This is a genomic window from Actinokineospora sp. UTMC 2448 (genome assembly GCF_024760565.1).
In the GTDB taxonomy this organism is placed as follows: Bacteria; Actinomycetota; Actinomycetes; order Mycobacteriales; family Pseudonocardiaceae; genus Actinokineospora; species Actinokineospora fastidiosa.
The window spans coordinates 5020789-5044431 of record NZ_CP031087.1 but is presented as its reverse complement, the minus strand read 5'-3'; the positions used below and the strand labels follow the sequence as shown (position 1 = coordinate 5044431).

The following is a 23643-nucleotide window of genomic DNA, read 5'->3' as shown; positions in this document are numbered from 1 at the left end:
ACAAAGCAGCGCAGGCTCGCTCGTCGCTCTCGGTGATAGCTTCGGGGTGAGCGGCGGCCATAGAGGTCCGAATGGGTGACCGGCCCGCTCATCCCTTGTTTCTCGGTGTTACGAACCGTGCTCGGCGATTGGACGGCTGGATGACGCATCAGACTCTGCCGCGCGAAACCCTGGCGCGCGCGACCGTGGACGACTACCTCGGCGACGGCGCCAAGCGCTTCTTCTCCGCCGGATACCGGCGCGTGGACTACGCCTTCGGGCCGGTCACCGCGTCCGTCCGGGCGGCGGACGACGCGACGGTGGCCACGACCGTCGGCCTGGCCTACCCGGTCGACTGGTCGAAGAAGACAGCGTCGGCCGACCTGCGGCCGCACCTGAGCACCATCGACGCCATCCTGCTCGGCGTCCAACTCGCCGAGCTCTGCCTGGTCTCGGCGTTCCGCCCGGATCCGGCGGCGCACCGGGCCATGTGGGTGCGCCGGATCAAGATCCGGGCGGGCCGCGCGCCCGAGGAGGACCTGGGGGAGCTGCCCCTCGGCGCGCGGCTGCGCGGGACAGCGGACGGCGTCTCCGTTGTGGACAGCCAGGTCGGCGCCATGCGGGTGCGCTGTGAGGTCGTGCACGGGGGCGGCGACGTCCACATCGGACGCGCGGAGTACGCGCACCCCGACGTGCTGCTCGGCCCGGCCTCCCAGCGCTACTACGGCAGCGGTTTCGCCACAGCCGTCCACCGCATCGACGCGCTGGCGGTCGACGTGCCCACCCTGACGGCATCCGGTGTCGTCCGGCTGGACCAGTCGACCGCGGACCAGGGCATCGAGGGCGCGTACAGCCCGGCGCCCACGACCGTGGACGCCTTCGCCACCGGCCTGCAGCTCGCCCAGATCCTGCTCTACGAGCACGACTCCATGCGCCGCAGCGAGAGCAACACGCTGTGGATGCGCTCGACCGTGCTCGACGTCCCGCGTCCCGACCGCCCGATGGCCGACGCGCTGCCGCTGACCACCACGCTGCGCGACCCGGCGCTGATCGACATGGACGGCGGCCGCTGGCGCACCGCGCAGATCCACTGCGACCTCGCGGGCATCACCTTCACCTGCGCCGTCGCCCACGCCCTTCCGACCGACCACTGAAACGGACAACGATGAAGCTCGCCATCTCCGGCACGTACTCGTCCGGAAAGACCCTGACCTCCTACGCGCTCGCGCACTACGTCGGCATCCCGCGCACCCGCGCCCGCACCATGCGCGAACTGCTGCCCTTCGCCGTCCCCGGCAAGACGCTGGAGCAGTGCACCGGCGCTGAGCTGATCCAGCTGATCGTGCGCAGGCACGTCGAGCGGGTCGTGCACGAGAGCCACCTGACCGACGGCTTCGTCTCCGACGGCTCGTCGCTGCAGGAGTGGCTCTACGGCTCGGTGCGCGTGATCGTCGGCATCAACCCCAACGACTCCGTGCACCTCGGCGACATGGAGACCGTGGCGAAGACGCAGGAGATGCTGTTCTTCGAGCAGGTCATGGACCAGCTCGGCGTCGCCATCAAGGAGCACGTGCGCACCACCTACGACGCGTTCGTGCACCTGCCCAACGAGCTGGAGCTGGCCAAGGACGGCCACCGGCCGGTCAACGAGCGCTTCCGCAGGCTCGCCGACGAGGGCATCGCCAAGGCCATCGACGAGCTGGGCATCCCGCGCCACGTCGTCGGCGGCACGCTGACCGAACGGCTGCTGCGGATCGTGGAGATCTTCGGCTTCCAGCCGGTCATGGACGTCGACACCGCGATCGAACGCGCGCAGGAGGAGTACCGGGCCGTCGACATGACGATCGAGTCCGACCGCGCGTGGGCCGTGGACAAGGCGTCCTGATGGGCCGTGCCGCCGTCCTCACCGGGATCGGGTCCGCCGTGCCGGACCGGGTCGTCACCAACGACGCGTTCGCCGCCCGGATGGACACCTCCGACGAGTGGATCCGCTCGCGCACCGGCATCCGCGAGCGCAGGCTGGTCGAGCCCGGCACGGCGACCAGCGACCTGGCCGTGCTGGCCGGGAGCCGGGCGATGAAGTCGGCGGGCGTGGCCGACGTGGACGCCGTCGTCCTGGCCACCACGACCCCCGACCACCCCTGCCCGGCCACCGCGCCGACGGTGGCGAGCAGGCTCGGCCTCGGCGCCGTCGCCGCCTACGACGTCGCCGCGGTGTGCTCCGGCTTCCTCTACGGGCTGGCGAGCGCGGCCGGGATGATCGCGCTCGGCACGGCGGAGCGGGTGCTGGTGATCGCCGCCGAGGCGTTCAGCACGATCATCGACCCGGACGACCGCGCCACCGCGCCGATCTTCGGCGACGGGGCGGGGGCGGTCGTGCTGGCCGCGGGGGAGCAGTCCCAGCGCGGCGCGCTGCTCGGCTTCGACCTCGGCAGCGACGGCGCGCTGGCCGACCTGATCATCGTGCCCGCGGGCGGCTCCCGGATGAAGACCGGCGCGTCGCCGTCCGACCACTTCTTCACCATGCGGGGCCAGGCCGTGTTCAAGCACGCGGTGCTGCGCATGGCGGAGTCGTCGCGGACCGTGCTGGCCCGCACCGGATGGCCGGTCGACGCCGTCGACTGGCTCGTGGGCCACCAGGCCAACGTGCGCATCCTGCGCGCGGTGGCCGACCAGCTGGGCCTGCCCCGGGAGAAGGCGTTCGTCAACGTCGAGCGCTTCGGCAACACCGCGGCGGCGTCCATCCCCATCGCCCTCGACGACGCCGTCGCCGCGGGCCTCGTGAACCCGGGCGACCGGGTGCTGCTCACCGCGTTCGGCGGCGGCGCCAGTTGGGGCGCGGTGACCCTGGAGTGGCCGGACCCGGCCTGATCGGAAGGACACAATGGACACTGCAACGACCACGAGATTCCTGGAGCTCTTCGCCGAGAAGGCGGAGCTGACCGTCGACGAGCTGGACCCCGGCCTGACCTTCGACGAGCTGGGACTGGACTCGCTGCACCTGATGGAGGTGGCGCTGGCGGTCCAGAAGGAGTACGGCGTCGCCATCCCCGAGGGCGACCTGCACCACGAGCAGACGCTGCGCGAGGCGCTGGACTACCTCGACGCGCGGACGCGCTGACATGGCCCGCCGAGCGGCGTTCTTCGACGTCGACGGGACGCTGATCACCGTGACCAGCCTGTTCCGCTTCCTCGCCCACGACATGGCCGCGCGCGGGGAGCCCCGACGGCGCTACGACGACGTCATGGCCGCGCTGGCCCGGATGAAGGCGGCGGGCGCGGGCCGGGAGGAGTCCAACCGCGCGTTCTACGCGGCCTTCCGCGGGCGGCCGGTCGCCGAGCTGGCCGCCGAGGGCGCGCGGTGGTTCGCCGAGGAGAACGCTGCGGGCGGGCTGTTCCACCCGCACGTGCTGGCCCGGCTGCGCGCGCACGCCGCGGCGGGCGAGCTGATCGTGCTGCTGTCGGGCTCGTTCGCCCCGTGCGTCGCGCCGATCGCCGAGCACGTCGCCGCCGATGTGGTGGTGTGCACGGAGCCCGAGCAGGTCGACGGCCGATACACGGGCGCGGTCGACCGGCCGATGGTCGGCGCGCGCAAGGCGCAGGCGATCCACGACGTCGCCGTCGCCCACGGCCTCGACCTTGCCGGCTGCCACTCCTACGGCGACGACGCCTCCGACCTGGCCGCGCTCGCCGCCGTCGGCAGTCCGGTCGTGGTCGGCGACGACCTGGTCCTGACCGCCCACGCCCACCGGCACGGCTGGGCCAGGGTGCCATCACCCACACGATGAGGAGATCCGGATGAAGGTCATGATGACCACCGCGGCGGGCGAGGCGAGCGCGGTCTTCGCCCCCGCCACCGTGCCCCAGCCGGTGCCGCTGCCGACCGAGGTCGGCGTCCGCGTGCACGCCGCCGGGGTGAACCCGGTCGACTGGAAGATCCGCGCGGGCGTCTTCCCGCCCGGCGCGCTGGGGCCGCACCCGTTCGTGCAGGGCTGGGACGTCGCGGGCGTGGTGGACGCCGGTCCCCGCGTCACCCGGTTCCAGCCCGGCGACGAGGTGCTCGGCCTGCTGTGGTTCCCCCGGCGCGCCGGGGCCTACGGCGAGTACGTCACCGCGCCCGCCCGCCAGTTCGTCCGCAAGCCCGAGGCGATGACGATGGTCGAGGCCGCCGCGCTGCCGATGGCGGGCCTGACGGCCTGGCAGACCCTGGTCGACGTGGCCGGGATCGGCGCAGGCGACCGCGTCCTCATCACCGCGGCCGCGGGCGGGGTCGGGCATCTCGCCGCCCAGATCGCCCGGGCGCGCGGCGCGATCGTCACCGGGACGGCCCGCACGGCCAAGCACGCGTTCCTCGCCGACGTCGGCGTGGACGAGGCGATCGACTACACGCTGGTCGACGTCGGCCGGACCGTCCGCGACCAGGACGTCGTCCTGGACCTGCTGGGCGGCGACACCACGATCGAACTGCTGTCCTGCCTGCGTCCCGGCGGCCTGCTGATCCAGCCGATCGGCGTCGTCAGCCCGCAGGTCGCCGCCCGCGCCGCCGACCTGGGCGTGCGGGTCACGCCGTTCCTGGTCGAGCCGGACCACGCCGGGCTCGCCGAGCTGACCGCCCTGGTCCAGGACGGCGCCCTGCGCGTGCACGTCGAGCACGTGTTCCCCCTCGCCGACGTGGCCAAGGCCCACGAGGTCGGCGAGACCAACCGCACCCTGGGCAAGATCGTCTTGTCCGTCGTCTAAGGAGAACGATGTCCACCCCGACGACCATCCGCGACACCGCCACCACCATCAGCGAGTTCTTCACGCGCTTCGGCGCGGGCGACCGCCCCGGCATGGTGGACCTGTTCGCGCCCGACGCGGACTTCTCGGTCCCCGGCGCCCCCGCGGTCCCCTGGACCGGCGAGCGCACCACCACGGCGGCGATCGACGAGTTCCTCCGCATCGCCCTGGAGGACATCGCGACGGAGAAGTTCGACATCGACCAGATCATCGTCTTGGGCCAGGACGGCGTGGTGCTCGGCGCATTCGCCCACCGCGTCACGGCGACCGGCAAGTTCTTCGCCAGCCGCTTCGCCCTCCACATCCGGGTGTCGGACGGGCTGATCACGCGGTACCACATGTTCGAGGACAGCTACCGAGCCGCCCTGGCCTGGGAGTCCTGATGGTGCGCCTGATCGACCGAGAGGACCTCCGCGCGGCCATCGACGACGGCGAGGTGTCCGTTGTGGACACGCTGTCGCGGATGAGCTGGGCGGCCCGCAGGCTGCCGGGAGCGGTGCACCTGCCCCCGTCCGACGTCCGCGCCGATGTGGTCTCGTCACTGCTGCCGGACCGGGGGAGGATGGTGGTGACGTACTGCTCCAACCACGGCTGCACCGCCAGCCTGCGCGTGGCGGAGGCCCTGGAATCCCTCGGCTACACCAACGTCCACCGCTACCGGCCAGGCCTGAGCGACTGGATCGCCGCTGGGCTTCCGTTCGAGTCGTCCCCCTGACCCTGGTCCGGCCTCGAACGGAGACAGCCGCCCGTCCCTCCGGACGGGCGGCTGTGCCGGTCGGCAGGGGACAGGCGTTGCCTTGAGCGGGGCGTGAACGGTGGCGGGCAGGCGACTCGCCCTCGCCGCGGGATCAGCCGACCCGGCGCAGGTCCCGGACCTCGGGGTGCGGTCGGTATCCGCCAGCACGGTAGGTGGCGACAGCCGCGGAGTTGGCGCCTTCGGCGCACACGGTCGCGCTGGACGCGCCCATGTCCCGCAGGGCCGCGGCGGCGGCGACCGCGATCGCCTTGCCGTAACCGTGTCCCTGATGGCCGCCGTGCACGCCGAGGGGTTCGATCAACCCGGGCTTCCCCGGGCCCGCTGACCACACAGTCGTGGCCGCGACCGCCGCGCCCTGGTCGTTGTACCCGACCAGGCAGCGGGCATCGGCGTACGGTGTCCCGGCGGCCATAGCCTGCCAACGCTCCACGCTGAACCTCGACCCCGCGAACGCCGCGCGGTGGACCGCGACCCGGTCCTCGACCCGTTCGGGGCCCACCACCTCGACCCGCAGGCCGCTGTCCGCCACCGGTTCGCTCAGGTCACGCGCCATCGGGATCCACGGCGCATCCGGCTCCCAGCCGTCCTCCTGCAGCAACTCCCGGAAACGGCCCTCCCAGAGCGCTTCGACGCAGGCCTTGGCTGCCGTCAGCACACCGCGTTCGGGTCGGGTCACGTCCTCGGCCATCCGCCGGGCGAGCGCTTCGTCCTCCCGCGCTTCCGGCGCGACGGCCAGCCGCACCAGTTCCGGGCCGTCGATCAGGCCGACCGCGAGGATCCGGTCCTGGCGGCGCCAGGTTCGCACCGCCGCGGCGGTCACCTCCGGGCCGAACTGCCAGTAGTACCCGATGTCCCCCGGGTGCAGCTGCATCGGGGCTCCCTCGTGCCGCCACTGCGCCAGCGCGCGCACGACATCGTCCAGGTCGCCGACACCCGGCGTGCTCACCACGATAGACATCCCGCGATCGAACAAGGCCGCACCCGACCCGTCCACCGATTTTCCGGGTGCCCCGACCAGCCCACCGCAGGAAACCGGAACCGACGGCCGCAGTGCCCCTCAGACCTCCCGCGGGACCTCCGCCGCTTCCTCCCGCACCGCGGCGGGCGCCGTCCACATGGCCAGGAGTTCCAGGGCCGACTGCGCCGGGCTTCCCGGCTCCGGGCTGAACGTCACCAGCCGCTGTCCGCTCTCGCCGCACACGTCGAAGTTCTCGAAGCGCAGGGGGAGTTCGCCGATCAACGGGTGGTGGAAGCGTTTCACGCCGTGGGTGCGCTGTTTGACGTCGCGGCCCGCCCACAGGGTGCGGAACACCGGGCTCTTCATCGTCAGCTCGCCCAGCAGCGTCGCCAGGGCGTCGTCGTCGGCGTGGCGGCCCGCTGCCAGGCGGAGTTGGCCGACCGTCGCCCTGGCGACGTCGTTCCAGTCCAGGAAGCGCTCCTTGCTCGCCTCGTCCAGGAAGGCGAAGCGCGCCAGGTTGCGGTCGCGGGGGGCGGCCGCGGCGAAGTCGAAGAACAGCTGCGGGGACAGCCGGTTCCACGCCAGCACGTCCATCCGGTGGTTCAGCACCAGCGCGGGCACCCGGTCCAGCATCGACAGCAGCTGCACCAGCTCCGCCCTCGGCCGGTCGGCGCGGGAGCCCCGGGGCGCGCCCGCCCTCGGTCGGGCCAGGTCGTCCAGGTAGCGGCGCTCGACCTCGTCGAGGAACAGCGCGCGGGCCAGCGCGTCCAGCACGGCGTCGGAGGGCTTGCTGGCCCTGCCCTGCTCCAGCCGCACGTAGTACTCCACGCTGATGCCCGCCAGGGCGGCGACCTCCTCCCGCCGGAGCCCGCTGACGCGGCGTCGGGTCAGGACGTCGATGCCCGCCTGGTCCGGGGTCAGCCGGGACCGCCGGGACTTGAGGAAGCGGCCCAGCTCGTTCTGGTCGGCCATGCGTCCAGTCTGCCCCACCTCGCCCGTTCCAGCCTGGGTCTGCTGGTACCAGCCAAACAGCCCCCGGCCGTGAAAGGCCGGGGGCTGCAAGGGGAAAGACGATCAGACGCGGGCGGCCCGCCGCAGGAAGAAGCCGATGACGATCGCCCCGGCGAGCACGATCAGGGCGTCGATCGCCAGCGCGTGGCTGGTCCCGCCGAGCACCGCGGCCGCCGGGCTGGACGTGGCCGAGAGCGAGTCGATGCGGGCCGTCGCCACGGCGCTCATGATCGGGATGCCGATGGTGATGCCGACCTGCTGGGTCAGCGAGGTCATCCCGGTGGCCAGGCCCTGCTCCTGGTTCGACAGCCCCGACGTCGCCGTGACCATGAACGACACCACGCTCAGCACGTGGGCGAAGCCGCCCACCGCGGTCGCGATGACCACCAGCGCCAGCGAGTCGCGGCTGTCGCCTGCCAGCAGGAGCGCGCCGGTGGCGGCGGCCTGCAGGACGAGCCCGCCGGTCAGCGTCGCCCGGCTGGACCCGAACCGGCCGATCAGCTTCGGCGCGAACACCCCGGCGAAGAACGCCGTGACGCCCTGCACGCCGAACGCCAGGCCGGTGACCAGCGGGGAGTACCCGAGCACCCGCTGCAGGTACAGCGTCATCAGGAAGATCACCGCGCTGAACATGGTGAAGGTGAGCAGCCCGCCCGCGTTGCCCCAGGTCACCGAGGGCCGCCGCAGCACCCTCGGCGACACCAGCGGCTGCTCGACGCGCGACTCGATCAGCCAGAACGCCGCCAGCAGCACCACGGCCGCGGCGAGCGACACCAGCGTGCCCGTGCTGTCCCACCCGTTGTGGCCTGCGGACGTGACGCCGTACACCAGGGCCAGCAGGCCGGTCGTGATGGTGAGCGTGCCGCCGATGTCCAGCCGCGCGCGCTCGCGCTCCTGGTGGCGGGGGATCAGCCCGGGCGCGGCGAGCAGGACGACCACGCACAGCGGCACGTTGATCAGGAACGCCCACCGCCAGCTCAGCAGCCCGGTCAGCACGCCGCCGAGGACCGCGCCGACGGTGAAGCCCGCCGACAGCATGGCGCCGCCGAGGCCGATCGCCCGCTGCCGCTGCGGCCCCTCGGGGAACGACGTCGTCAGCAGCGCCATCGCCACCGGCGCGAGCACGGCGGTGGCCAGGCCCTGCCCGACCCGCGCGACCAGCACCGTGGTGACGTCGTCGGCCAGCCCGCCCAGCAGCGACGACGCCCCCAGCAGGACGATCCCGCCGAGGAACATGGGCCTGCGGCCCACCAGGTCGGCGACCCTGCCGAACAGCAGCGTGAAGCCCGCGGAGGTGAGCGCGAAGACCGTCACCACCCACTGCAGGTTGGACAGCGACATGCCCAGGCCCTCGCCGATGTCCGGCAGGGCGACGTTGAGGATCGAGAAGTCCAGGGCGACGGTGAACTGGGCGACCAGCAGGACGGCGAGCAGCAGCTGCCCGCGCCTGCCGGTGCCCGGCGCGGTCGCCTCCGGGCTGACGGAAACAGTGGACATGGGCGCCCCAAGGAGTCAGAAGTGGTTAGTCAGAGTCAAAAGCGGCGTCAGGACAGCAACAAGGGCGGCTTGTTACCGGTACCGCCGGGGACACCCACGCGCGTCGAGCGCAGGAAGTCGGTCACCGCGCCTACCCCAGCGGGGGAGGCCTTGGCGGCGATGTGCCCATCCGGCCGCACGGCGACGACGGCGGGCGCGCCGCCCAGCAGGCGGCGCAGGTTGTCCGCCGCGCGGCCGAAGAGCGACCCCAGGTCGTGCACGGTGTGCTCGGTCGCCAGGGCGGCATGGGCCTGGGCGCGGAGCGCGGGCCAGTCCCGCGACCCGGTGTCGCCCGGCCACAGCAGCACGGTGAAGTCGTGCAGGTCGAGGGCGGGCAGGCCGGGGAGCACCGCGGGTGGGGCGAAGACCGGCAGCCGGTCGCCGACCTGGGCGGGCACGCGCACGCCGCGGAACAGCGAACCTCCGGGCTCGTCGCCGTAGGTGAAGTCGGTCTGGGCCAGCAGCGGCGCGAACCGGCGCTGCAGCACGCCCAACCGGTCGGCCGCGGCGAACACGGTGTCCCGCTGCAGCGCCTTCCACCGGCTCGGCGCCGCGCCGAAGCGGATCTGCGCCGCCGAGGTGTCGGCGACCCGGCGCGCCGCGGACCGGCGCTCGGGCTCGTAGGAGTCCAGGATGGACTCGCCGAAGCGCCCGGCGACCACGCCGCCGAGCTTCCAGCCCAGCTCGACCGCGTCCTGCAGGCCGATGTTCATGCCCTGCCCTCCCGCCGGGCTCACCACGTGCGCGGCGTCGCCCGCCAGGAAGCAGCGGCCCCGGCGGTACTGCTGGACCACGCCGCAGCGCGGCCGGAACGAGTTGGTCCACAGCGGATCGCCGAGCCGGATGTCGAGGCCCGTGCGCTGGGAGATCATCGTCCGGTACATCTCGGCAGGCGGGCGCTGCTCGCCCTCGGCCCGGTGCGGGATGTTGCCCGCGATGCGGAACATGCCGTTCTTCAGCGGCACGATCACGCCGATGCCGGTGCGGGAGTAGTAGTACTGCACGGTGTTGGGCACCGGCCCGTCGATCGGGAAGTCGCCGATGCCGTAGGTGATGTCGATCGGGTCGGCCGCGAAGGTGATGTCCAGCAGGCCGCGGGTGGTGCTGCCCGCGCCGTCCGCGCCCACCAGCCAGCCGGGGCGGACGGTCTCGGTCGTGCCGTCGTCGTGGCGCAGCTCCGCGGCGAGGTCGCCCTCGGGGTCGTGGACGGCGGTCAGCTCGACGCCGCCCTCCACCTCGCCGCCGAGCTCACGCAGCCGGTCGAGCAGCACGGCCTCGGTGTCGTTCTGGGCCAGCGTGAGGATGAACGGGTACGCCGTGTCCGGCAACCGGTCGATGTGGACGGTGCCGCGCAGGCGGCCCGACGAGAAGTAGTCGACGGCGGGCAGCAGGTGCCCCAGCTCGACCATGCGGTGGCTGACCCCGATGCGCCGCAGCTGCTCCAGGATCCTCGGCCAGATCAGGATCGCGCGGGACTGCGTGCCGCCGACCGCGGCCGCCCGTCGCCTGCGGTCGACGACGCGCACCACGACGCCCTGGTGGCGCAGTTCGCACGCCAGCACCAGGCCGACGGGCCCGGCCCCCACGATGAGCACGTCAGTTCGCTCGGTCATGCCGCCGACGCTAACACCGCGTATCCGCCGACTACCTGCCGTCATTTGTACTGGTACCGGGGCCACCAGGCAACGGGGTGGTACTGGCAGACCCAGGAACCCTGATACGGGGAAAAGTCGGGCGTGGTTGTCCACCCGGGAGCGCAATAGCGTCGATCCCGAGCGCCGTGAACGGCGTGACCAGGGAACGGAAAGGTAACCCGACCATGTGCCACAGCACTGACAGCAGGCCGCCCGCGTCGCCGATCGACGGCGCCGTCGCCGAGACCGCCCTGCTGGAGCTGACCTCCGCCGACGGCACGGTGTTCTCCGCCTACCAGGCCGTTCCGCAGACGCCGAACGGGATGAACGTCGTCATCCTGCCCGACGTGCGCGGCGTGCACCCGTACTACCAGGCGCTGTCCGAGCGGTTCGCCGAGGCGGGCTTCCACGCGATCAACATCGACTACTACGGCCGCAACGCGGGCGTCGGCGTGCGCGGGGACGACTTCGACTGGGAGAAGTACCTGCCCGAGGTCACCCCCGACCACATCCGCGCCGACGTGGCCGCCGCCGTCGAGCGGGTGCGCGAGCTCAACCCGGGGCCGGTCTTCACCGTCGGCTTCTGCTACGGCGGCAGCGAGTCCTGGCGGCTCTCCGCAGGCGACCTCGACCTCGCGGGCGTCATCGGCTTCTACGGCCAGCCCAAGAACGTGCGCGACCAGCTGCCCGACTTCGCGATCCCGGCGCTGCTGCTGATCGCGGGCGCGGACGTGGCCACCACGCAGGAGGACTTCGCAGCGTTCTCCGCCGAGTTGGCCGACGCGGGCAAGACCCACGAGATGTACGTCTACGACGGCGCGCCGCACTCGTTCTTCGACCGCGCCTACGGCCAGTGGGCCGACGCGTGCTCCGACGCCTGGCAGCGCATCCTCGACTTCACCCGCCTGCACGGCCGGGTCGAAGCGCCCGCCTCCGCGTGATGAACGAGCGCTTCGATCGCGGCGTCGCCGCCATCGACGGCCTCGGCGGCGGCTACCAGGCGATCTTCGAGCCGATGGCGGACGTCGCCCCGGACCTGAGCCGCTTCGTCGCCGAGTTCGCCTTCGGCGACCTCTACAGCAGGCCGGGGCTGGCACCCCCGCAGCGCCAGCTGCTCACCATCGCGACGCTGATCGCGCTGGGCGGCACGGACCGGCAGCTGTCCTTCCACATCGGTGCCGCGCTGCACGTGGGGGTGGAGCCGCAGACGATCGTGGAGACCATCTACCACTGCCTGGCCTATGTCGGCTTCCCCCGCACGGTCAACGCCATGCACACCGCCAAGGAAGTCTTCGCCAAGCGCGGCCTGCTCCCGCTCAAGGCTGAGCGGTAGGGGCCTTGCGCAGGACGGCGGCGGCGGGCAGCAGGGTGGCCAGCGCGGTCAGCGCCGCCGCCCCGCCGACGATCGCCAGGTAGATCCACAGTGGACCGGACGGCGCCGGGTCGCCGGTCAGCGCGATGCCGAACGGTCCCAGGGTGAGCGCGGCGACGGCGGTGCCCAGCGCGATGCCGGAGACCGCGACCAGGCTGGCCTCGGCCGTCACCATCCGCAGGACCTGGCCGCGGGTCGCGCCGACGAGCCGCTGCGTCGCGAACTCGCGGCGGCGCTCGGTCGTCGCCACGATCAGGGTGTTGACCAGGGCGACCACGGCGTAGCCGACGATGATCGCGACCAGCAGGTGGTTCACGAGGGCGCCGGTGTTGTCGCCCGCGCGGGCCAGCACCTGGGCGCGGTCGGCGACGACGCGGTCCGGCCCGGCGAGCGCGGCCGGGTCGCCCCGGACGAGCACCTGCGGGACCAGCCCGGTCGTCGTGTGCGGCAGGAGCAGGTCGGCTGCGACGTAGGCGCTCTCGAACCCGGGCGTGGCCGCGACCGTCCCGACCACCCGCGCGGTGACCTCCTCGCCGTCCCCCAGGCGCAGGCGGATCTCCTCCCCCACGGCGCGGTCGAGGGTGTCGGGAAGGATCACGGTGTCGCCGCCAAGGGCGGTGAAGGACCCCGAGGTGAGGGTGTCCGCGGTGACCTCGGCGGCGGCCGCCGGGGTCACCCCGCGCAGCGCGAGCGCGGTGGTGTCCTCTTCTCCTTCTTCTTCCCCCTCGTCCGACTCGACGAGGTGGCCGTGGCTGGTCACCAGCGCGGAGGCCGCGGTGACGCCCGGGGCCGAGGCGATCTCGGCCACCGCGTCGGGCGCCAGGCCGCCGGGCGCGGTGACCACGGCGTCGGCGCGCAGCGACCCGGCGAACAGCCGCTCGGCGACCTCGGCCTGGGTCACCTGCAGGTAGATCAGCGCGGTGGCCAGCCCGGTGGCCAGCATGACCGGGGCGACCGCGGCGGCGACCCGCACCCGCCGGGCCCGGGCGTTGAGCACGGCGAGCCTGCCCGGCGCGCCGGTGACGGCCCGCAGCGGACCGCCGAGCACGGCGAGCAGCACGCGGGTCAGGCCGGGGGCGAGCAGGGCGAGCCCGCCCGCCCACAGCAGCGCCGACGGTCCCGCGGTGCTCGCCGCGACCGGCCCGGACATGACCGTGGCCGTGACGATGGCCAGCGCGAGCGCGCCCGCCAGCGCCAGGACCGCGATGACGAGCCGGGCGGGGGAGAGCCAGCGGCGGGGCAGGGCCGACTCGGCCAGCGCGTCGGTCGGCCGGGCCCGGGTGGCCGCGCGGGCGGCCACGGCCGCGGCGGCGACGGCGGCGAGCAGGATCGACCCGGCGGCGACCACGGCGGGCAGCCAGCCCGCGCGGAACTCGATCTCCGGCACGGCGACGCCCGCGTCGACGAGCCGGTCCAGCAGCCAGCCGCCGAGCGCGTCGCCGGGCGGCCACGCCGCCGCCCCGGCGAGCACGGCGACGACCAGCGTTTCGCCGATGATCATCCGCCGCAGCTGCCCCGGTGTCGCGCCGACGGCCCGCAGCAGCGCCATCTCCCGGTCGCGCTGGCGGATCGCGAGGCTGAGCGTGCTCGCCACGACGAACCCGGCGACCATGAGCGCGACGCCCCCGAAGACCGCGGCCACCGGGATGATCCGGGCGCTCGCGCCGTGCGCGTCGAACACCTCGGCCAGGCCCCGGTCGTCGCCGGTCAGGGCGACCGCGCGGTGACCGGCGAGCGCGTTCTCGGCCGCGGCGCTGATGGCCTCCGGATCGCCGTCGCCGACCAGGGCCACCGCGTCGACTCGGCCGTCCAGCATCCGGATGGCGGCGGCGTCGGTGAAGTACGCCGACGCGCCGTCCGCGCGGACGGTCCCGACGACCCGGAACTCCGCCGGTTCGCCCCGGACTGCCATGCGGACGCGGTCGCGGTCGCCGAGCGCCGCGTCGAGCACGACCTCGTCGTCCGCGCTCGGCGCACGACCGCCGACCAGCTCGGCCGACCCGAGACCGAGCGACCCCCAGCCGTGGCCGACCACGGGTGTCCCGTCGATCGTAGCGGGGACCGACACGTCCGGCACGGCGACCACGCCGGGCAGCCCGCCCAAGATGTCCACAATGGAGGGATCGAGCCGCACCCGCTCGGCCAGCGGCTCGGACTCGCCGGGGTTGTCCTGGTCGCCGGTCACCACGACCGCGGCGCCCGCCAGCCGGTCGGCGGGCACGGCGGTCCTGATGCCGGTCTCCAGCAGCCCGCCGCAGGCCAGCACGACCGCGCCGCCGATGAGCAGGGCGAGGAACGAGGCCGCGAACGACCCCGGACGGGCGCGCAGCGCCCGCAGGGACAGCCGGAACATCAGCGCACCCGCTCCCATGCGCCCAGGTGGGTCATCCGCTCGGCGACCGCGGCGGCCGTCGGCGCGGCCAGCTCCCCGGCGATCCGGCCGTCGGCCAGGAACACCACGCGGTCGGCGTGCGCGGCGGCGACCGGGTCGTGGGTGACCATGACCGCGGTGCCGCCGTCGCGGTCGACGACCGCCCTGAGCAGGGCGAGCACCTCCAGCGCCGTCCTGGTGTCCAGCGCGCCGGTCGGCTCGTCGCCGAACACGACGGCGGGCCGGGCGATGAGCGCCCTGGCGATCGCCACGCGCTGCTGTTGCCCGCCCGACAGCTCGGCTGGCCGGTGCCGCGCCCGGTCGGCGAGCCCGACCCGCTCCAGCGCGGCCATGACCTCCTCGCGCCGCGGCGCGCGGCCCGCGAGCCGCAGCGGCAGCGCGACGTTCTCGACCACCGTCAGCGCGGGCAGCAGGTTGAACGCCTGGAAGACGAACCCGACCCGCTCCCGCCGCAGCACGGTCCGCGCCTTCTCGTCCAGCGCGTCGACCTCGACCCCGTCCAGCACCACCCGGCCCGACGTCGGCCGGTCCAGACCGGCGGCGCAGTGCAGGAACGTGCTCTTGCCCGAGCCGGACGGCCCCATCACCGCGGTGAACGTCCCCCGCGCGAACCCGATCGACAGGTCGTCGATGGCGACGAGACGGCCGTAGGACTTGCTGACGGAATCTAGGCGCACGACATTGTTGTCCCCCATGGCTTCCAGAGTGGCGCAGCGGCGCGGCGTCCGGGAATCCGGCAGACACCCTTGTGTGAACCCCGCTCGGTGTGCTTAGGGCGGCGCGGTCACGCGAACGTCCCAAAGCGACCTTGGGCCGATCGGCCCATTTGATCAATTGGTCTGGACAACGGCGGCGATCTGCGCTGAAGTGAAAGCACTGGGGCACTGGGGACTCGACCACATTCCGCGCCGAAAGCCGATGCGCGGAATGCAACGGCGCACGTCCCCGTCCACCCTCGCCACGCGTGATCGACGAAGGGGAAGACTGTGCGAAGGAGATCGTTACCGACCTTGGCCGCGGCGCTCATGGTGAGCGCTGCGGCCGTGGCGCTGCCCGCTCCCGCCGCGGCGGCCGCGCCGAGCGGACCCGGCGCCGTCCTGGAGGTGAAGCTCAGCGCGGGCCACGGCGTCGGCGCGCTGCGGCAGGCGCTGGCCGCGCCCGAGATCGCCGAGGCGAAGCCGCTGTTCGACCGGCTGGACGAGCGGCTGACCACCCTGCGGGGGAACGGCAAGGCGTCGGCGCCCGGACTGTCGCGCTGGCACCGGGTCGAGCTCGCGACGGGGGTGGACGCCGAGGCCGCGGCGCGCGAGCTGACCGCGCTGCCCGGCGTCGAGGTCGCCTACCCGCAGCCGAAGGCGGGCAACCCCGTCACCCCGGACTTCTCCCCGCAGCAGGGCTACGCCGACGCGGCGAGCAGCAACGGCATCGACGCGGACTACGCCCACACCAAGCCCGGCGGCCGGGGCGGCAACGTCAAGGTCGTCGACCTCGAGCAGAACTGGAACACCCAGCACGAGGACCTCTCCAAGCTGCGCCTGCCCGGCGCGCTGATCCCCAACGGCACCCCGAGCTTCGACCCGGGCAGCATCGACCACGGCACCGCGGTCATGGGCGTGATCGGCGCCGACGACAACGGCTTCGGCGTCACCGGCCTGGTCCCCGACGCCGGCCTGCACTACACCAACGTCAGCAGCCAGGAGAACGGCTACGACCTGGCCAACGGCATCCTGGCCGCCGCGGCGGGCGTCGGCGTCGGCGACGTGCTCCTCATCGAGCAGCACGTCTACGACTGCGGGAACTGGGCGCCCATGGAGGTCTGGCCCTCGGTCTACGACGCGATCGTGACCGCGGTCCAGTCCGGCAGGCACGTCGTCGAGGCCGCGGGCAACGGCAACCAGAACCTCAACAGCTCCTGCTTCGGGGCTCGCTTCCCCTACGACCGCCCCGACTCCGGTGCGATCATGGTCGGCGCGGGCGCGGCCCCCGGCTGCACCAGCCCGGTCCGGACGCGGCTGGGCTTCTCCAACTACGGCACCCGCGTCGACCTGCAGGGCTGGGGCGAGTGCGTCACCACCACCGGCTACGGCGGCCTGCACGGCAGCACGCCGAACGACCTCTACACCTCGTACTTCAGCGGCACGTCGAGCGCGTCGCCGATCGTGGCCTCCGCCCTGGCGTCGCTGCTGAGCGTGGCCGAGGCCAACGGCGAGACGCTGAGCCCGGCCAGGGCCAGGGAGATCCTGATCGCCACCGGCACCGCGCAGTCCGGTCTCGACCACATCGGCCCGCTGCCCAACCTGCGCACGGCGATCGACCACTACCTCGCCGACGTGCAGCTGCCCGAGCGCATCGCCTTCCCGGGCAACCGGCAGTCGGAGGTCGGTGAGACGGTGAACCTGGGCCTGCAGGCCTGGGACGGCAACGACGACCCGCTCGTCTACGCCGCGCACAACCTGCCCCCGGGGCTGTCGGTCAACACGGCGACCGGTGTCATCTCCGGCACCCCGACCACCGCGGGCACCTACAACGTCTACGCGTCGGCCACCGACAACTCCGGCCCGATCAGCCAGACGTCGTTCACCTGGACCGTCGTCGAGCCCCCGCCGGTCGTGTGCGAGGCGAACTCCATCAGCTACCCGCTGCCCAACCTGCAGACCGTCAACGTCCCGATCGGCGTCGAGGACTGCGGGGTGCTCGCGGCCACCAACAGCACCGTCGAGGTGCACATCACCCACCCCTACGTCGGCGACCTGTCGATCGACCTGAAGGCGCCCGACGGCAGCATCTACCCGCTCAAGGCGGCGAACCCCGGCGACTCGTCGGACAACCTGCACGCCGTCTACCCGGTCGACCTGACCGAGGAAGGCGTCAACGGCGTCTGGACGCTGGTGGTGAGGGACCACGACAGCACTGACAGCGGCACCCTGGACTGGGCGCGGCTGACGCTGCGGTCCTGAGCCGGTCCCCGGTGGCGGGCGCGTCCCGCCACCGGGGTCACACCGTCTTGGCGAACCGCCTGATCCAGCGGTGCTGCCAGGGCATCTCGACGGCGCGCGGGTGCAGGTGCGCCCGCGTCCACGCCACCGCGTCCTGTGCGGGCACTCCCGCGAGGACGGCCAGGCAGGACACCGCCGTCCCGGTCCGGCCGACCCCGCCGCCGCAGGCCACCTCGACCCGCGCGCCCGCCTTCGCCCGGGCGTGCAGGTCCCGGATGAGGGTGACCGCGGTCCGGAAGTCGCGGGGGACGAAGAAGTCCGGCCAGTCGACCCAGGCGTGCTCCCAATCCGGCTTGTACTGCCGCAGCTTGCCGTTGCCGAGGTACAGCCCGTACTCCGGCGGCTCGCCGCCCGGCTCCGGCCTGCGCAGCCCCCGCCCGCGCACCCACGCGCCGTCCGGGAGTTGAATGGCGTTGTCCAACATGACTTATGGATACACCTCGCGCGCCATCGCCGCGTCACCTTCGGCCGCGAGCCCGGCCGCCACGCCTGCCCGGTCGGCCTCCGACCGGTTCTGGCTCGCCTTGCGCTTCGCCTCGACGCGGGACACCGCCACCTCGACGCCGACGATCGCGCGCAGCTGCCCGGCGATGAAGCGCTCCGGCGCGTCGTCCACCGCCCACGGCCGGGCCCGCCCGTTCTCGTGCTTGGCGGTCAGGTCCCGGACGACCCGCTCCACCCACTCCGCCGAGTCGTGGAACGTGACCTCGCCGTAGACGTGGGCGGTCACGTAGTTCCAGGTCGGCACGACCCTGCCGTGCTCGGCCTTGGTCGCGTACCAGGACGGCGAGACGTAGGCGTCCGGGCCGCGGACGATCACCATCGCCTCGCCGAGCACCGGCAGCCGCCACTGGTCGTTGTTCCGCGCCAGGTGCCCGCGCAGCGTCCCGTCGGCGTAGACGAACGGGAGCAGGGTGGCGCGCAGGCCCTCCGGCGTCGCGGTCACCAGGTCTGCGGCGCCGACGCCGGTGAGCATCGCGGTGACGTCGTCGTCGGACATGGCGAAATGGGTGGGGACGTACATCCAGCACCTCCGGCGGATGCGGAAGGGGCCGCCCCGCGCGCTGCGAGACGGCCCCGTTCCCTGATCGGGCCTAGAGCGACCTGCGCACCCGGTACGGCGGCACCGAGCAGCCGCGCAGGGCGTCGGCGTCGATCGTCTCCGGGCGGTAGGGCAGCGTCTCCAACCGGGCGACCATGCGCTCGGTCGTGTCCGGGACCTCCTCGGCCATGCCGAAGAGGAACGCCCACTCGTGCTCGTCCGAGCCGTAGTAGACCGTCGTGCCGAAGACCTCGTGGAAGCGGCGCCACGAGCGCAGCAGCGTCTCGTTGCGCCACATGGTCTGGCAGCCCGCCTGGCACACCACGACGCCACCGGGAGCGAGCACGGACTTGCAGCGGGTGAGGAACTCCTCCTCGTACAAGCGGTTGTGCTGGGCGAACTCCGGCCGCTCGTCCGGCAGGTCCACCAGCACGATGTCGTACTTCTCGGTGGTCTCGGCCAGGAACTGCCAGCCGTCGGCGTAGTGCACGCGGACCGGGCCGTCGCCCGCGACCGCGCGCTCCAGCTCCTCCGGCGTGTAGCCGTACGGCAGGTGCTGCGCGCACAGCTCGACGGCCTGCCGGTCGATGTCGACGTGGTCGACGACCGAGGCCCCGGCGGCCACTGAGATCTGGCTCACAACACCCTCGCTGGAGCCGACCACCAGCACCCGCTCGACCTTCGCCGCGAGCAGCAGCGCGGGCACCAGCAGCGCCTCGTGGTAGGTCAGCTGGCTGAACTCGGTGCTCTGCCGGTCGTCGTCGCAGAAGAGGCTGACGCCCTGCGCGGTCCTGCCGATGACCAGGTGCTGGAACTGCGTGCGGGTGTCGACGATGACCTCGGGCATCTGCCACACCCTGGTCATCCCGGCGCCCAGCGGCTCGACGATGGTGGTCACGCGACCACCCCGGCCGCGGGCACCTTGTGTCCCCTGTGGACGGTCTGGATGGTCGCCTCGCGGGCGCCGAGGCGGTCGCGCAGCAGCGCGGCGGCCAGCTCGGGGTCGGCGGTGTCGCCGCAGGTGAAGATGTCGACGAACATCGAGCCGATCTCCGGGTACGTGTGGATCGAGGCGTGGGACTCCGAGAGCAGCGCCAGCACCGTCACCCCTTGCGGCTCGAACTGCTTCGAGATGACGTCGCAGACCGTGGCGCCCGCCTGCCGCAACACGTCCTCCAGGGTCGTATGGAGGAAGGCCAGATCGTCGAGCTTCGAGGCGTCGACACCTTCGAACTCGGCGAGTACGTGACGACCGGCGAAGAAGCCTACGCCCGCTGCGGGCGTGAGGTCGTGCGCCATCTATCCAACCTCCTACGGGGGTGTGTCAGCCGACGAACAGTGTCGGCAGTGGCGGGAATCCATTGAAGGACACCGATGCGTAGCTTGCCGTGTAGGCGCCCGTGTCGAGGATGTCGACATGATCGCCCGCGCGCAGAGCCAGGGGGAGACGATACGGGGTCCGCTGGTAAATCACATCATCGCCGTCGCAAGTCGGGCCCGCGATGACCACGGGCCCGTTCGGGGTGTCCGGGTGCGCGGTGCGCAGCCGGTAGGCGATGTACTCGTTCTCCGTCTCCGCCAGCCCCTGGTAACGGCCGATGTCCAGATACACCCAGCGGTGCTCGTCCGCGTCGGACTTGCGCGAGACCAGCACCACTTCGCTGCGGATCATCCCGGCGGTGGCCACGACCGCCCGCCCCGGCTCGATGAGCAGCTCGGGCGGGGTGTCGAAGTGCTCGGCGACGGCCGCCCGGATGGCCGAGGCGTGCTCGCGCAGCGCGGGCGCGGCCGTGATGTAGCTGGCCGGGAACCCGCCGCCGAGGTTGAGCGAGGTCAGCACGACGCCGCGGGCGGCACTCGCCCGCCCGATCGCCGCGGCCTGCGCGATCCCCGCCACCCACGCGGCGGGGTCGGTGTGCTGGGAGCCGACGTGGAAGCAGGCCCCGCGCACGTCCATGCCCAGTTCGGCAGCACGGACCAACAGTCGCGCCGCCATCTGCGGGGCGCAACCGAATTTCCGGCCGAAGGGCGTCCCCGACTCCGGCGCGTCGACCAGGAACCGGCACCAGACCTGCGCGCCCGGCGCGTTGGCCGCCAGCTTCTCCAGGTCGTCGTCGGAGTCGAATGTGAACCGGCGCACACCGCGCGCGTACGCGTAGGCGATGTCGCGCGCCTTCTTGATCGGATTGCCGTAGGACAGCGACTCCGGGCTCGCGCCCTGCGCCAGGCACATGTCGATCTCGCCGACGCTGGCCACGTCGAAGGCCGAGCCCTCGACCGCCAGCGCCCGGACGATCTCCGGGGCGGGGTTCGCCTTGACGGCGTAGAACACCCCCGCCTCGGGCAGTTCGTCCCGCAGTGACCGGTAGTTCGCCCGGACGGCGGCCAGATCGATCACCAGGCACGGGGTCTCGGGCGCGTGTTCGTCGAGGAACGCGCGCAGCCGGGCCTCCGTACCGTGAGCGGGGGAAGTGTGCAACACGGCGTGCACTTTAGTACCGGATCGGGCGCAGGGTGGACGCCGACCGGCTCACACCTGGGGGCCACCCGGACGAGCGGCCCCCAGGTCGATCGCGGTCAGCGTCCGATGCCGGTCAGCGACCGGACCTCCATCTCCTTCTGCAGCGCCTCGTCGGCCTTGTCCGACGACAGGACGGTGCCCAGGTACCCGCAGACGAACGAGACCGGGATGGAGACGATGCCCGGGTTCGACAGCGGGAACAGCGCGAAGTCCGCGCCGCTGAAGATCGAGTTGGGGGAGCCGGAGAACACCGGTGAGAAGAACACCAGCAGCAGGCACGACCCGAGACCGCTGTACATCGCCCAGAGCGTGCCGGTGGTGTTGAACCGCTTCCAGAACAGCGAGTAGAGGATCGTCGACAGGTTCGCCGACGCGGCGAACGCGAACGCCAGGGCCACCAGGAACGCGACGTTCTGGCCGTTGGCCAGGATGCCGCCGATGATCGCCAGCGCGCCGATGACGACGGCGGTGATGCGGGCCACCCGCACCTCGCTCGCCGCGTCGGCCCGGCCGTGGCGGAAGATCCCGGCGTACACGTCGTGGGCGAAGGACGCCGACGCGGTGATCGTCAGGCCCGCCACGACGGCCAGGATCGTCGCGAACGCCACCGCGGCGACGATGCCCAGCAGGACCGTCCCGCCGATCTCGAAGGCCAGCAGCGGCGCGGCCGAGTTGACCCCGCCGGTGGAGTCCAGGATGCGCTCCGAGCCGACCAGCGCGGACGCGCCGTAGCCGATGACCAGGGTCGAGACGTAGAACACCGTCATCGTGCCGACCGCCCACACCACCGAGCGCCGCGCCTCGGTCGCGTTGGGCACGGTGTAGAAGCGCATGAGGACGTGCGGCAGGCCCGCGGCGCCCAGGATCAGCGCCAGCGACAGCGAGATGAAGTCCAGCGGCGACGAGCCGTACTGCGCGCCCGGCTCCAGCACGGCCTCGCCCTTGCTGTTGTTGGCCGCGGCCTCCTCCAGCAGCGCGGTCATGCTGAAGCCGAACTTGCCGAGCAGGAACACCGTCATCAGCACGACGCAGAGGATCAGGATCGACGCCTTGATGATCTGCACCCACGTGGTGCCCTTCATGCCGCCGACCAGCACGTAGAGGACCATGATCAGGCCGACGACGGCGATGACGAGCGCCTGGCCCGCCTTGCTCTGCACGTCCAGCAGCAGCGCGACGACCGCGCCCGCGCCCGCCATCTGGGCCAGCATGTAGAAGAACGAGATGACCAGGGTGGACGTCGCCGCCGCGGCCCGCACCGGGCGCTTGCGCATGCGGAAGGCGATGACGTCGCCCATGGTGAACCGGCCGGTGTTGCGCACCAGCTCGGCGACCAGCAGCAGGTTCACCAGCCACGCCACCAGGAAGCCGATCGAGTAGAGGAACCCGTCGTAGCCGTTGATGGCGATGGCGCCCGCGATGCCGAGGAACGACGCCGCGGAGAGGAAGTCCCCGGAGAGCGCGATGCCGTTCTGCACGCCGGAGAAGCCCCCGCCCGCGGCGTAGTAGTCGGCGGTCGAGCTGTTGCGCGAGCTGACGCGGTACACCACGTACAGCGTCACGACGACGAACGCGGCGAACACCGCGGTGTTGAGCGTCGGGTTGCCGACGCCCTCGCTGGCCAGGATCACCGCGCCACCCCCTGCGCCGCCGCGCGGATGGCGGCGACGTCGGGGTCGATCCGCGAGCGCGCCCAGCGCAGGTAGCAGGCGGTGATGGCGATCGTGGAGGCGAACTGGAGCAGCCCGAGGATCAGCCCGACCGTGACGGACCCGGTCACCCGCGTCGCCATGAAGTCCTTGGCGTAGGCCGCGAGCAGCACGTAGGTCAGGTACCAGACGAAGAACACCGCGGTCATGCCGAAGACGAAGCGGCGGAACCGGCCGCGCAGCGCGACGAAGGCCGGGCTGGCGTGGATCGCGGCGAAGTCCGGGCCTGCTGGCGGGGCGGGCGCGGCGGCGCCGGGCGCGATGCCGCCGAACGTCGCGACCCGCGGCCGCGGGGGGACGACCTCGGTCATGCGTTCCTCCGGGGAAAGGGGTGAATGCCGAATCGGGCGGGCGTCATAGTAACCACGAGGGGCTGGTTCGCCTAATGCGCCGACGTATGGGCCACTATCGATCCAAAGCGTGTACGCGCGCTCTTTAAAGAGCCGTGGATAGGCCTGCCTGCGTATATCGGAGCCGTGAGATCACGGAACGATGACGGTCTGGTATGGATACGCGGGCCCAGGCGATCTCACACTTAGTGGTGAATCGATCGGTCACCTTGCGTCGTGGGAGTTGCATGTGGGCCTGACCTGGGCTCCGACGAGGGACGACGCGCCCGCGGATGTAGCCCGATCTAGCGATTAAGTCGGCCAAACAACCGCGAAGGGTGACCACGACGCGATCTTGACCGGCGGATCGGGGCCGCCTGCGCCGGTTAACGGCTCGTTTTCCCAGGTCAAAGGCGAGAGATCGAGAGGCTTTCCCGAGTGGGCGATTCCGGTAGTCTTCTGCCACGTTGTCGCCGCCGGGAAGTAGGGCGAGCGGTCCGCGGCCGGATCGGCCGCTGGGGACCGCGGGCGCTGTCGGAAATCAGTGCTGCCTGGAATCTGTCACGGAAGGGAGCTGTGCGGTGAGGCTGTTATTCCCCGTGACGCGGCGAAGCCGATACGGCCGACG

Annotated in this window: 24 protein-coding genes; 11 read left to right on the top strand and 13 right to left on the bottom strand. The window is 72.4% G+C overall.

Annotation, left to right across the window (positions count from 1 at the left end):
- Nucleotides 1–140 precede the first annotated feature (140 nt).
- Genes Actkin_RS22865 through Actkin_RS22830 form a run of 8 tightly spaced genes read left to right on the top strand, consistent with a single transcriptional unit; the run spans nucleotide 141 to nucleotide 5473 of the window.
- Complete coding sequence (locus tag Actkin_RS22865; protein WP_258904213.1) at nucleotides 141–1133, top strand: AvrD family protein; 993 nt, start codon at nucleotides 141–143, stop codon at nucleotides 1131–1133.
- An 11-nt stretch (nucleotides 1134–1144) separates the two neighbouring features.
- Entirely contained in the window at nucleotides 1145–1864 is a 720-nt protein-coding gene (locus Actkin_RS22860; RefSeq protein WP_189211457.1) for an AAA family ATPase, read from the top strand.
- Nucleotides 1864–2850, top strand: a complete 987-nt coding sequence (locus tag Actkin_RS22855) for a beta-ketoacyl-ACP synthase III (protein ID WP_189211456.1) — start codon at nucleotides 1864–1866, stop codon at nucleotides 2848–2850. Before Actkin_RS22860 ends, Actkin_RS22855 begins: the two co-directional genes overlap by 1 nt.
- A gap of 13 nt (nucleotides 2851–2863) precedes the next feature.
- Nucleotides 2864–3100 (top strand): acyl carrier protein, encoded by a 237-nt coding sequence (locus Actkin_RS22850; protein WP_189211455.1) that lies wholly within the window; start codon nucleotides 2864–2866, stop codon nucleotides 3098–3100.
- Nucleotide 3101: 1 nt separating this feature from the next.
- Nucleotides 3102–3767 (top strand): HAD family hydrolase, encoded by a 666-nt coding sequence (locus tag Actkin_RS22845; protein WP_258904212.1) that lies wholly within the window; start codon nucleotides 3102–3104, stop codon nucleotides 3765–3767.
- Between the two features lie 19 nt (nucleotides 3768–3786).
- Nucleotides 3787–4719, top strand: a complete 933-nt coding sequence (locus Actkin_RS22840; RefSeq protein ID WP_258907974.1) for an NADP-dependent oxidoreductase — start codon at nucleotides 3787–3789, stop codon at nucleotides 4717–4719.
- Between the two features lie 8 nt (nucleotides 4720–4727).
- Nucleotides 4728–5141, top strand: coding sequence for a nuclear transport factor 2 family protein (locus Actkin_RS22835; RefSeq protein WP_258904211.1), 414 nt, complete (start codon nucleotides 4728–4730; stop codon nucleotides 5139–5141).
- Nucleotides 5141–5473, top strand: coding sequence for a rhodanese-like domain-containing protein (locus Actkin_RS22830; RefSeq protein ID WP_189211451.1), 333 nt, complete (start codon nucleotides 5141–5143; stop codon nucleotides 5471–5473). The genes Actkin_RS22835 and Actkin_RS22830 overlap by 1 nt, the downstream gene beginning before the upstream one ends.
- Before the next feature lie 133 nt (nucleotides 5474–5606).
- Here Actkin_RS22830 and Actkin_RS22825 read toward each other — a convergent pair whose 3' ends face one another.
- From Actkin_RS22825 to Actkin_RS22810, 4 genes are all read right to left on the bottom strand, one after another.
- Nucleotides 5607–6473, bottom strand: a complete 867-nt coding sequence (locus Actkin_RS22825) for a GNAT family N-acetyltransferase (protein ID WP_258904210.1) — start codon at nucleotides 6471–6473, stop codon at nucleotides 5607–5609.
- 99 nt (nucleotides 6474–6572) lie between these two features.
- Nucleotides 6573–7445 (bottom strand): helix-turn-helix transcriptional regulator, encoded by an 873-nt coding sequence (locus Actkin_RS22820; protein ID WP_189211449.1) that lies wholly within the window; start codon nucleotides 7443–7445, stop codon nucleotides 6573–6575.
- Nucleotides 7446–7547: 102 nt separating this feature from the next.
- Nucleotides 7548–8981: an MFS transporter gene (locus Actkin_RS22815; protein ID WP_258904209.1), complete on the bottom strand. Its 1434-nt coding sequence runs from the start codon at nucleotides 8979–8981 to the stop codon at nucleotides 7548–7550.
- A 47-nt stretch (nucleotides 8982–9028) separates the two neighbouring features.
- Nucleotides 9029–10633 (bottom strand): FAD-dependent monooxygenase, encoded by a 1605-nt coding sequence (locus Actkin_RS22810; protein ID WP_258904208.1) that lies wholly within the window; start codon nucleotides 10631–10633, stop codon nucleotides 9029–9031.
- A gap of 206 nt (nucleotides 10634–10839) precedes the next feature.
- On the opposite strand from Actkin_RS22810, the gene Actkin_RS22805 reads away from it, so the two are divergent.
- Both Actkin_RS22805 and Actkin_RS22800 read left to right on the top strand, forming a co-directional pair.
- Entirely contained in the window at nucleotides 10840–11595 is a 756-nt protein-coding gene (locus Actkin_RS22805; protein ID WP_189211446.1) for a dienelactone hydrolase family protein, read from the top strand.
- Complete coding sequence (locus Actkin_RS22800) at nucleotides 11595–11987, top strand: carboxymuconolactone decarboxylase family protein (RefSeq protein ID WP_189211445.1); 393 nt, start codon at nucleotides 11595–11597, stop codon at nucleotides 11985–11987. The genes Actkin_RS22805 and Actkin_RS22800 overlap by 1 nt, the downstream gene beginning before the upstream one ends.
- On the opposite strand, the gene Actkin_RS22795 is transcribed toward Actkin_RS22800, so the two are convergent.
- Nucleotides 11971–14379: an FtsX-like permease family protein gene (locus Actkin_RS22795; RefSeq protein WP_258904207.1), complete on the bottom strand. Its 2409-nt coding sequence runs from the start codon at nucleotides 14377–14379 to the stop codon at nucleotides 11971–11973. The genes Actkin_RS22800 and Actkin_RS22795 overlap by 17 nt on opposite strands.
- Nucleotides 14379–15113, bottom strand: coding sequence for an ABC transporter ATP-binding protein (locus tag Actkin_RS22790; protein ID WP_189211443.1), 735 nt, complete (start codon nucleotides 15111–15113; stop codon nucleotides 14379–14381). The genes Actkin_RS22795 and Actkin_RS22790 overlap by 1 nt, the downstream gene beginning before the upstream one ends.
- Nucleotides 15114–15428: 315 nt before the next feature.
- Between Actkin_RS22790 and Actkin_RS22785 the strand changes: the two genes are divergently transcribed.
- Nucleotides 15429–17375: a S8 family serine peptidase gene (locus tag Actkin_RS22785; RefSeq protein ID WP_258904206.1), complete on the top strand. Its 1947-nt coding sequence runs from the start codon at nucleotides 15429–15431 to the stop codon at nucleotides 17373–17375.
- Between the two features lie 37 nt (nucleotides 17376–17412).
- Here the strand turns inward: Actkin_RS22785 and Actkin_RS22780 are convergent, their stop codons facing one another.
- The 7 genes from Actkin_RS22780 to Actkin_RS22750 all read right to left on the bottom strand — a co-directional run bounded on the left by Actkin_RS22780 (nucleotide 17413) and on the right by Actkin_RS22750 (nucleotide 22997).
- Complete coding sequence (locus Actkin_RS22780; protein WP_189211441.1) at nucleotides 17413–17838, bottom strand: protein-tyrosine phosphatase family protein; 426 nt, start codon at nucleotides 17836–17838, stop codon at nucleotides 17413–17415.
- 3 nt (nucleotides 17839–17841) lie between these two features.
- Nucleotides 17842–18438 carry an FMN-binding negative transcriptional regulator gene (locus tag Actkin_RS22775; RefSeq protein WP_189211440.1) on the bottom strand — a complete coding sequence of 199 codons (597 nt, stop codon included), beginning with the start codon at nucleotides 18436–18438 and terminating at the stop codon, nucleotides 17842–17844.
- Between the two features lie 70 nt (nucleotides 18439–18508).
- A complete protein-coding gene (locus Actkin_RS22770) occupies nucleotides 18509–19321 on the bottom strand; it encodes a spermidine synthase (protein WP_189211862.1) in 813 nt (270 codons plus the stop codon).
- Nucleotides 19322–19350: 29 nt separating this feature from the next.
- A complete protein-coding gene (speD, locus tag Actkin_RS22765; protein ID WP_189211439.1) occupies nucleotides 19351–19755 on the bottom strand; it encodes an adenosylmethionine decarboxylase in 405 nt (134 codons plus the stop codon).
- Nucleotides 19756–19780: 25 nt separating this feature from the next.
- The gene (locus Actkin_RS22760; protein ID WP_396122805.1) at nucleotides 19781–20947 is read right to left on the bottom strand and encodes a type III PLP-dependent enzyme; all 1167 of its coding nucleotides are present in this window, start codon (nucleotides 20945–20947) and stop codon (nucleotides 19781–19783) included.
- Nucleotides 20948–21033: 86 nt separating this feature from the next.
- Nucleotides 21034–22608, bottom strand: a complete 1575-nt coding sequence (locus tag Actkin_RS22755) for a monocarboxylic acid transporter (protein ID WP_189211437.1) — start codon at nucleotides 22606–22608, stop codon at nucleotides 21034–21036.
- Nucleotides 22605–22997, bottom strand: a complete 393-nt coding sequence (locus Actkin_RS22750) for a DUF485 domain-containing protein (protein WP_189211436.1) — start codon at nucleotides 22995–22997, stop codon at nucleotides 22605–22607. The genes Actkin_RS22755 and Actkin_RS22750 overlap by 4 nt, the downstream gene beginning before the upstream one ends.
- Between the last annotated feature and the right edge of the window lie 646 nt (nucleotides 22998–23643).

What these genes read in the sequence shown, in the direction of transcription:
- Actkin_RS22840 (WP_258907974.1), top strand. Translation starts at nt 3,787, where the DNA reads ATGATGACCACCGCGGCGGGCGAGGCGAGCGCGGTCTTCGCCCCCGCC.
- Actkin_RS22855 (WP_189211456.1), top strand. Translation starts at nt 1,864, where the DNA reads ATGGGCCGTGCCGCCGTCCTCACCGGGATCGGGTCCGCCGTGCCGGAC.
- Actkin_RS22800 (WP_189211445.1), top strand. Translation starts at nt 11,595, where the DNA reads ATGAACGAGCGCTTCGATCGCGGCGTCGCCGCCATCGACGGCCTCGGC.
- Actkin_RS22830 (WP_189211451.1), top strand. Translation starts at nt 5,141, where the DNA reads ATGGTGCGCCTGATCGACCGAGAGGACCTCCGCGCGGCCATCGACGAC.
- Actkin_RS22795 (WP_258904207.1), bottom strand. Translation starts at nt 14,379, where the DNA reads ATGTTCCGGCTGTCCCTGCGGGCGCTGCGCGCCCGTCCGGGGTCGTTC.
- Actkin_RS22825 (WP_258904210.1), bottom strand. Translation starts at nt 6,473, where the DNA reads ATGTCTATCGTGGTGAGCACGCCGGGTGTCGGCGACCTGGACGATGTC.
- Actkin_RS22790 (WP_189211443.1), bottom strand. Translation starts at nt 15,113, where the DNA reads ATGGGGGACAACAATGTCGTGCGCCTAGATTCCGTCAGCAAGTCCTAC.
- Actkin_RS22750 (WP_189211436.1), bottom strand. Translation starts at nt 22,997, where the DNA reads ATGACCGAGGTCGTCCCCCCGCGGCCGCGGGTCGCGACGTTCGGCGGC.
- Actkin_RS22810 (WP_258904208.1), bottom strand. Translation starts at nt 10,633, where the DNA reads ATGACCGAGCGAACTGACGTGCTCATCGTGGGGGCCGGGCCCGTCGGC.
- Actkin_RS22815 (WP_258904209.1), bottom strand. Translation starts at nt 8,981, where the DNA reads ATGTCCACTGTTTCCGTCAGCCCGGAGGCGACCGCGCCGGGCACCGGC.
- Actkin_RS22850 (WP_189211455.1), top strand. Translation starts at nt 2,864, where the DNA reads ATGGACACTGCAACGACCACGAGATTCCTGGAGCTCTTCGCCGAGAAG.
- Actkin_RS22820 (WP_189211449.1), bottom strand. Translation starts at nt 7,445, where the DNA reads ATGGCCGACCAGAACGAGCTGGGCCGCTTCCTCAAGTCCCGGCGGTCC.
- Actkin_RS22805 (WP_189211446.1), top strand. Translation starts at nt 10,840, where the DNA reads ATGTGCCACAGCACTGACAGCAGGCCGCCCGCGTCGCCGATCGACGGC.
- Actkin_RS22775 (WP_189211440.1), bottom strand. Translation starts at nt 18,438, where the DNA reads ATGTACGTCCCCACCCATTTCGCCATGTCCGACGACGACGTCACCGCG.
- Actkin_RS22860 (WP_189211457.1), top strand. Translation starts at nt 1,145, where the DNA reads ATGAAGCTCGCCATCTCCGGCACGTACTCGTCCGGAAAGACCCTGACC.
- Actkin_RS22780 (WP_189211441.1), bottom strand. Translation starts at nt 17,838, where the DNA reads ATGTTGGACAACGCCATTCAACTCCCGGACGGCGCGTGGGTGCGCGGG.
- speD (WP_189211439.1), bottom strand. Translation starts at nt 19,755, where the DNA reads ATGGCGCACGACCTCACGCCCGCAGCGGGCGTAGGCTTCTTCGCCGGT.
- Actkin_RS22865 (WP_258904213.1), top strand. Translation starts at nt 141, where the DNA reads ATGACGCATCAGACTCTGCCGCGCGAAACCCTGGCGCGCGCGACCGTG.
- Actkin_RS22845 (WP_258904212.1), top strand. Translation starts at nt 3,102, where the DNA reads ATGGCCCGCCGAGCGGCGTTCTTCGACGTCGACGGGACGCTGATCACC.
- Actkin_RS22835 (WP_258904211.1), top strand. Translation starts at nt 4,728, where the DNA reads ATGTCCACCCCGACGACCATCCGCGACACCGCCACCACCATCAGCGAG.
- Actkin_RS22770 (WP_189211862.1), bottom strand. Translation starts at nt 19,321, where the DNA reads ATGACCAGGGTGTGGCAGATGCCCGAGGTCATCGTCGACACCCGCACG.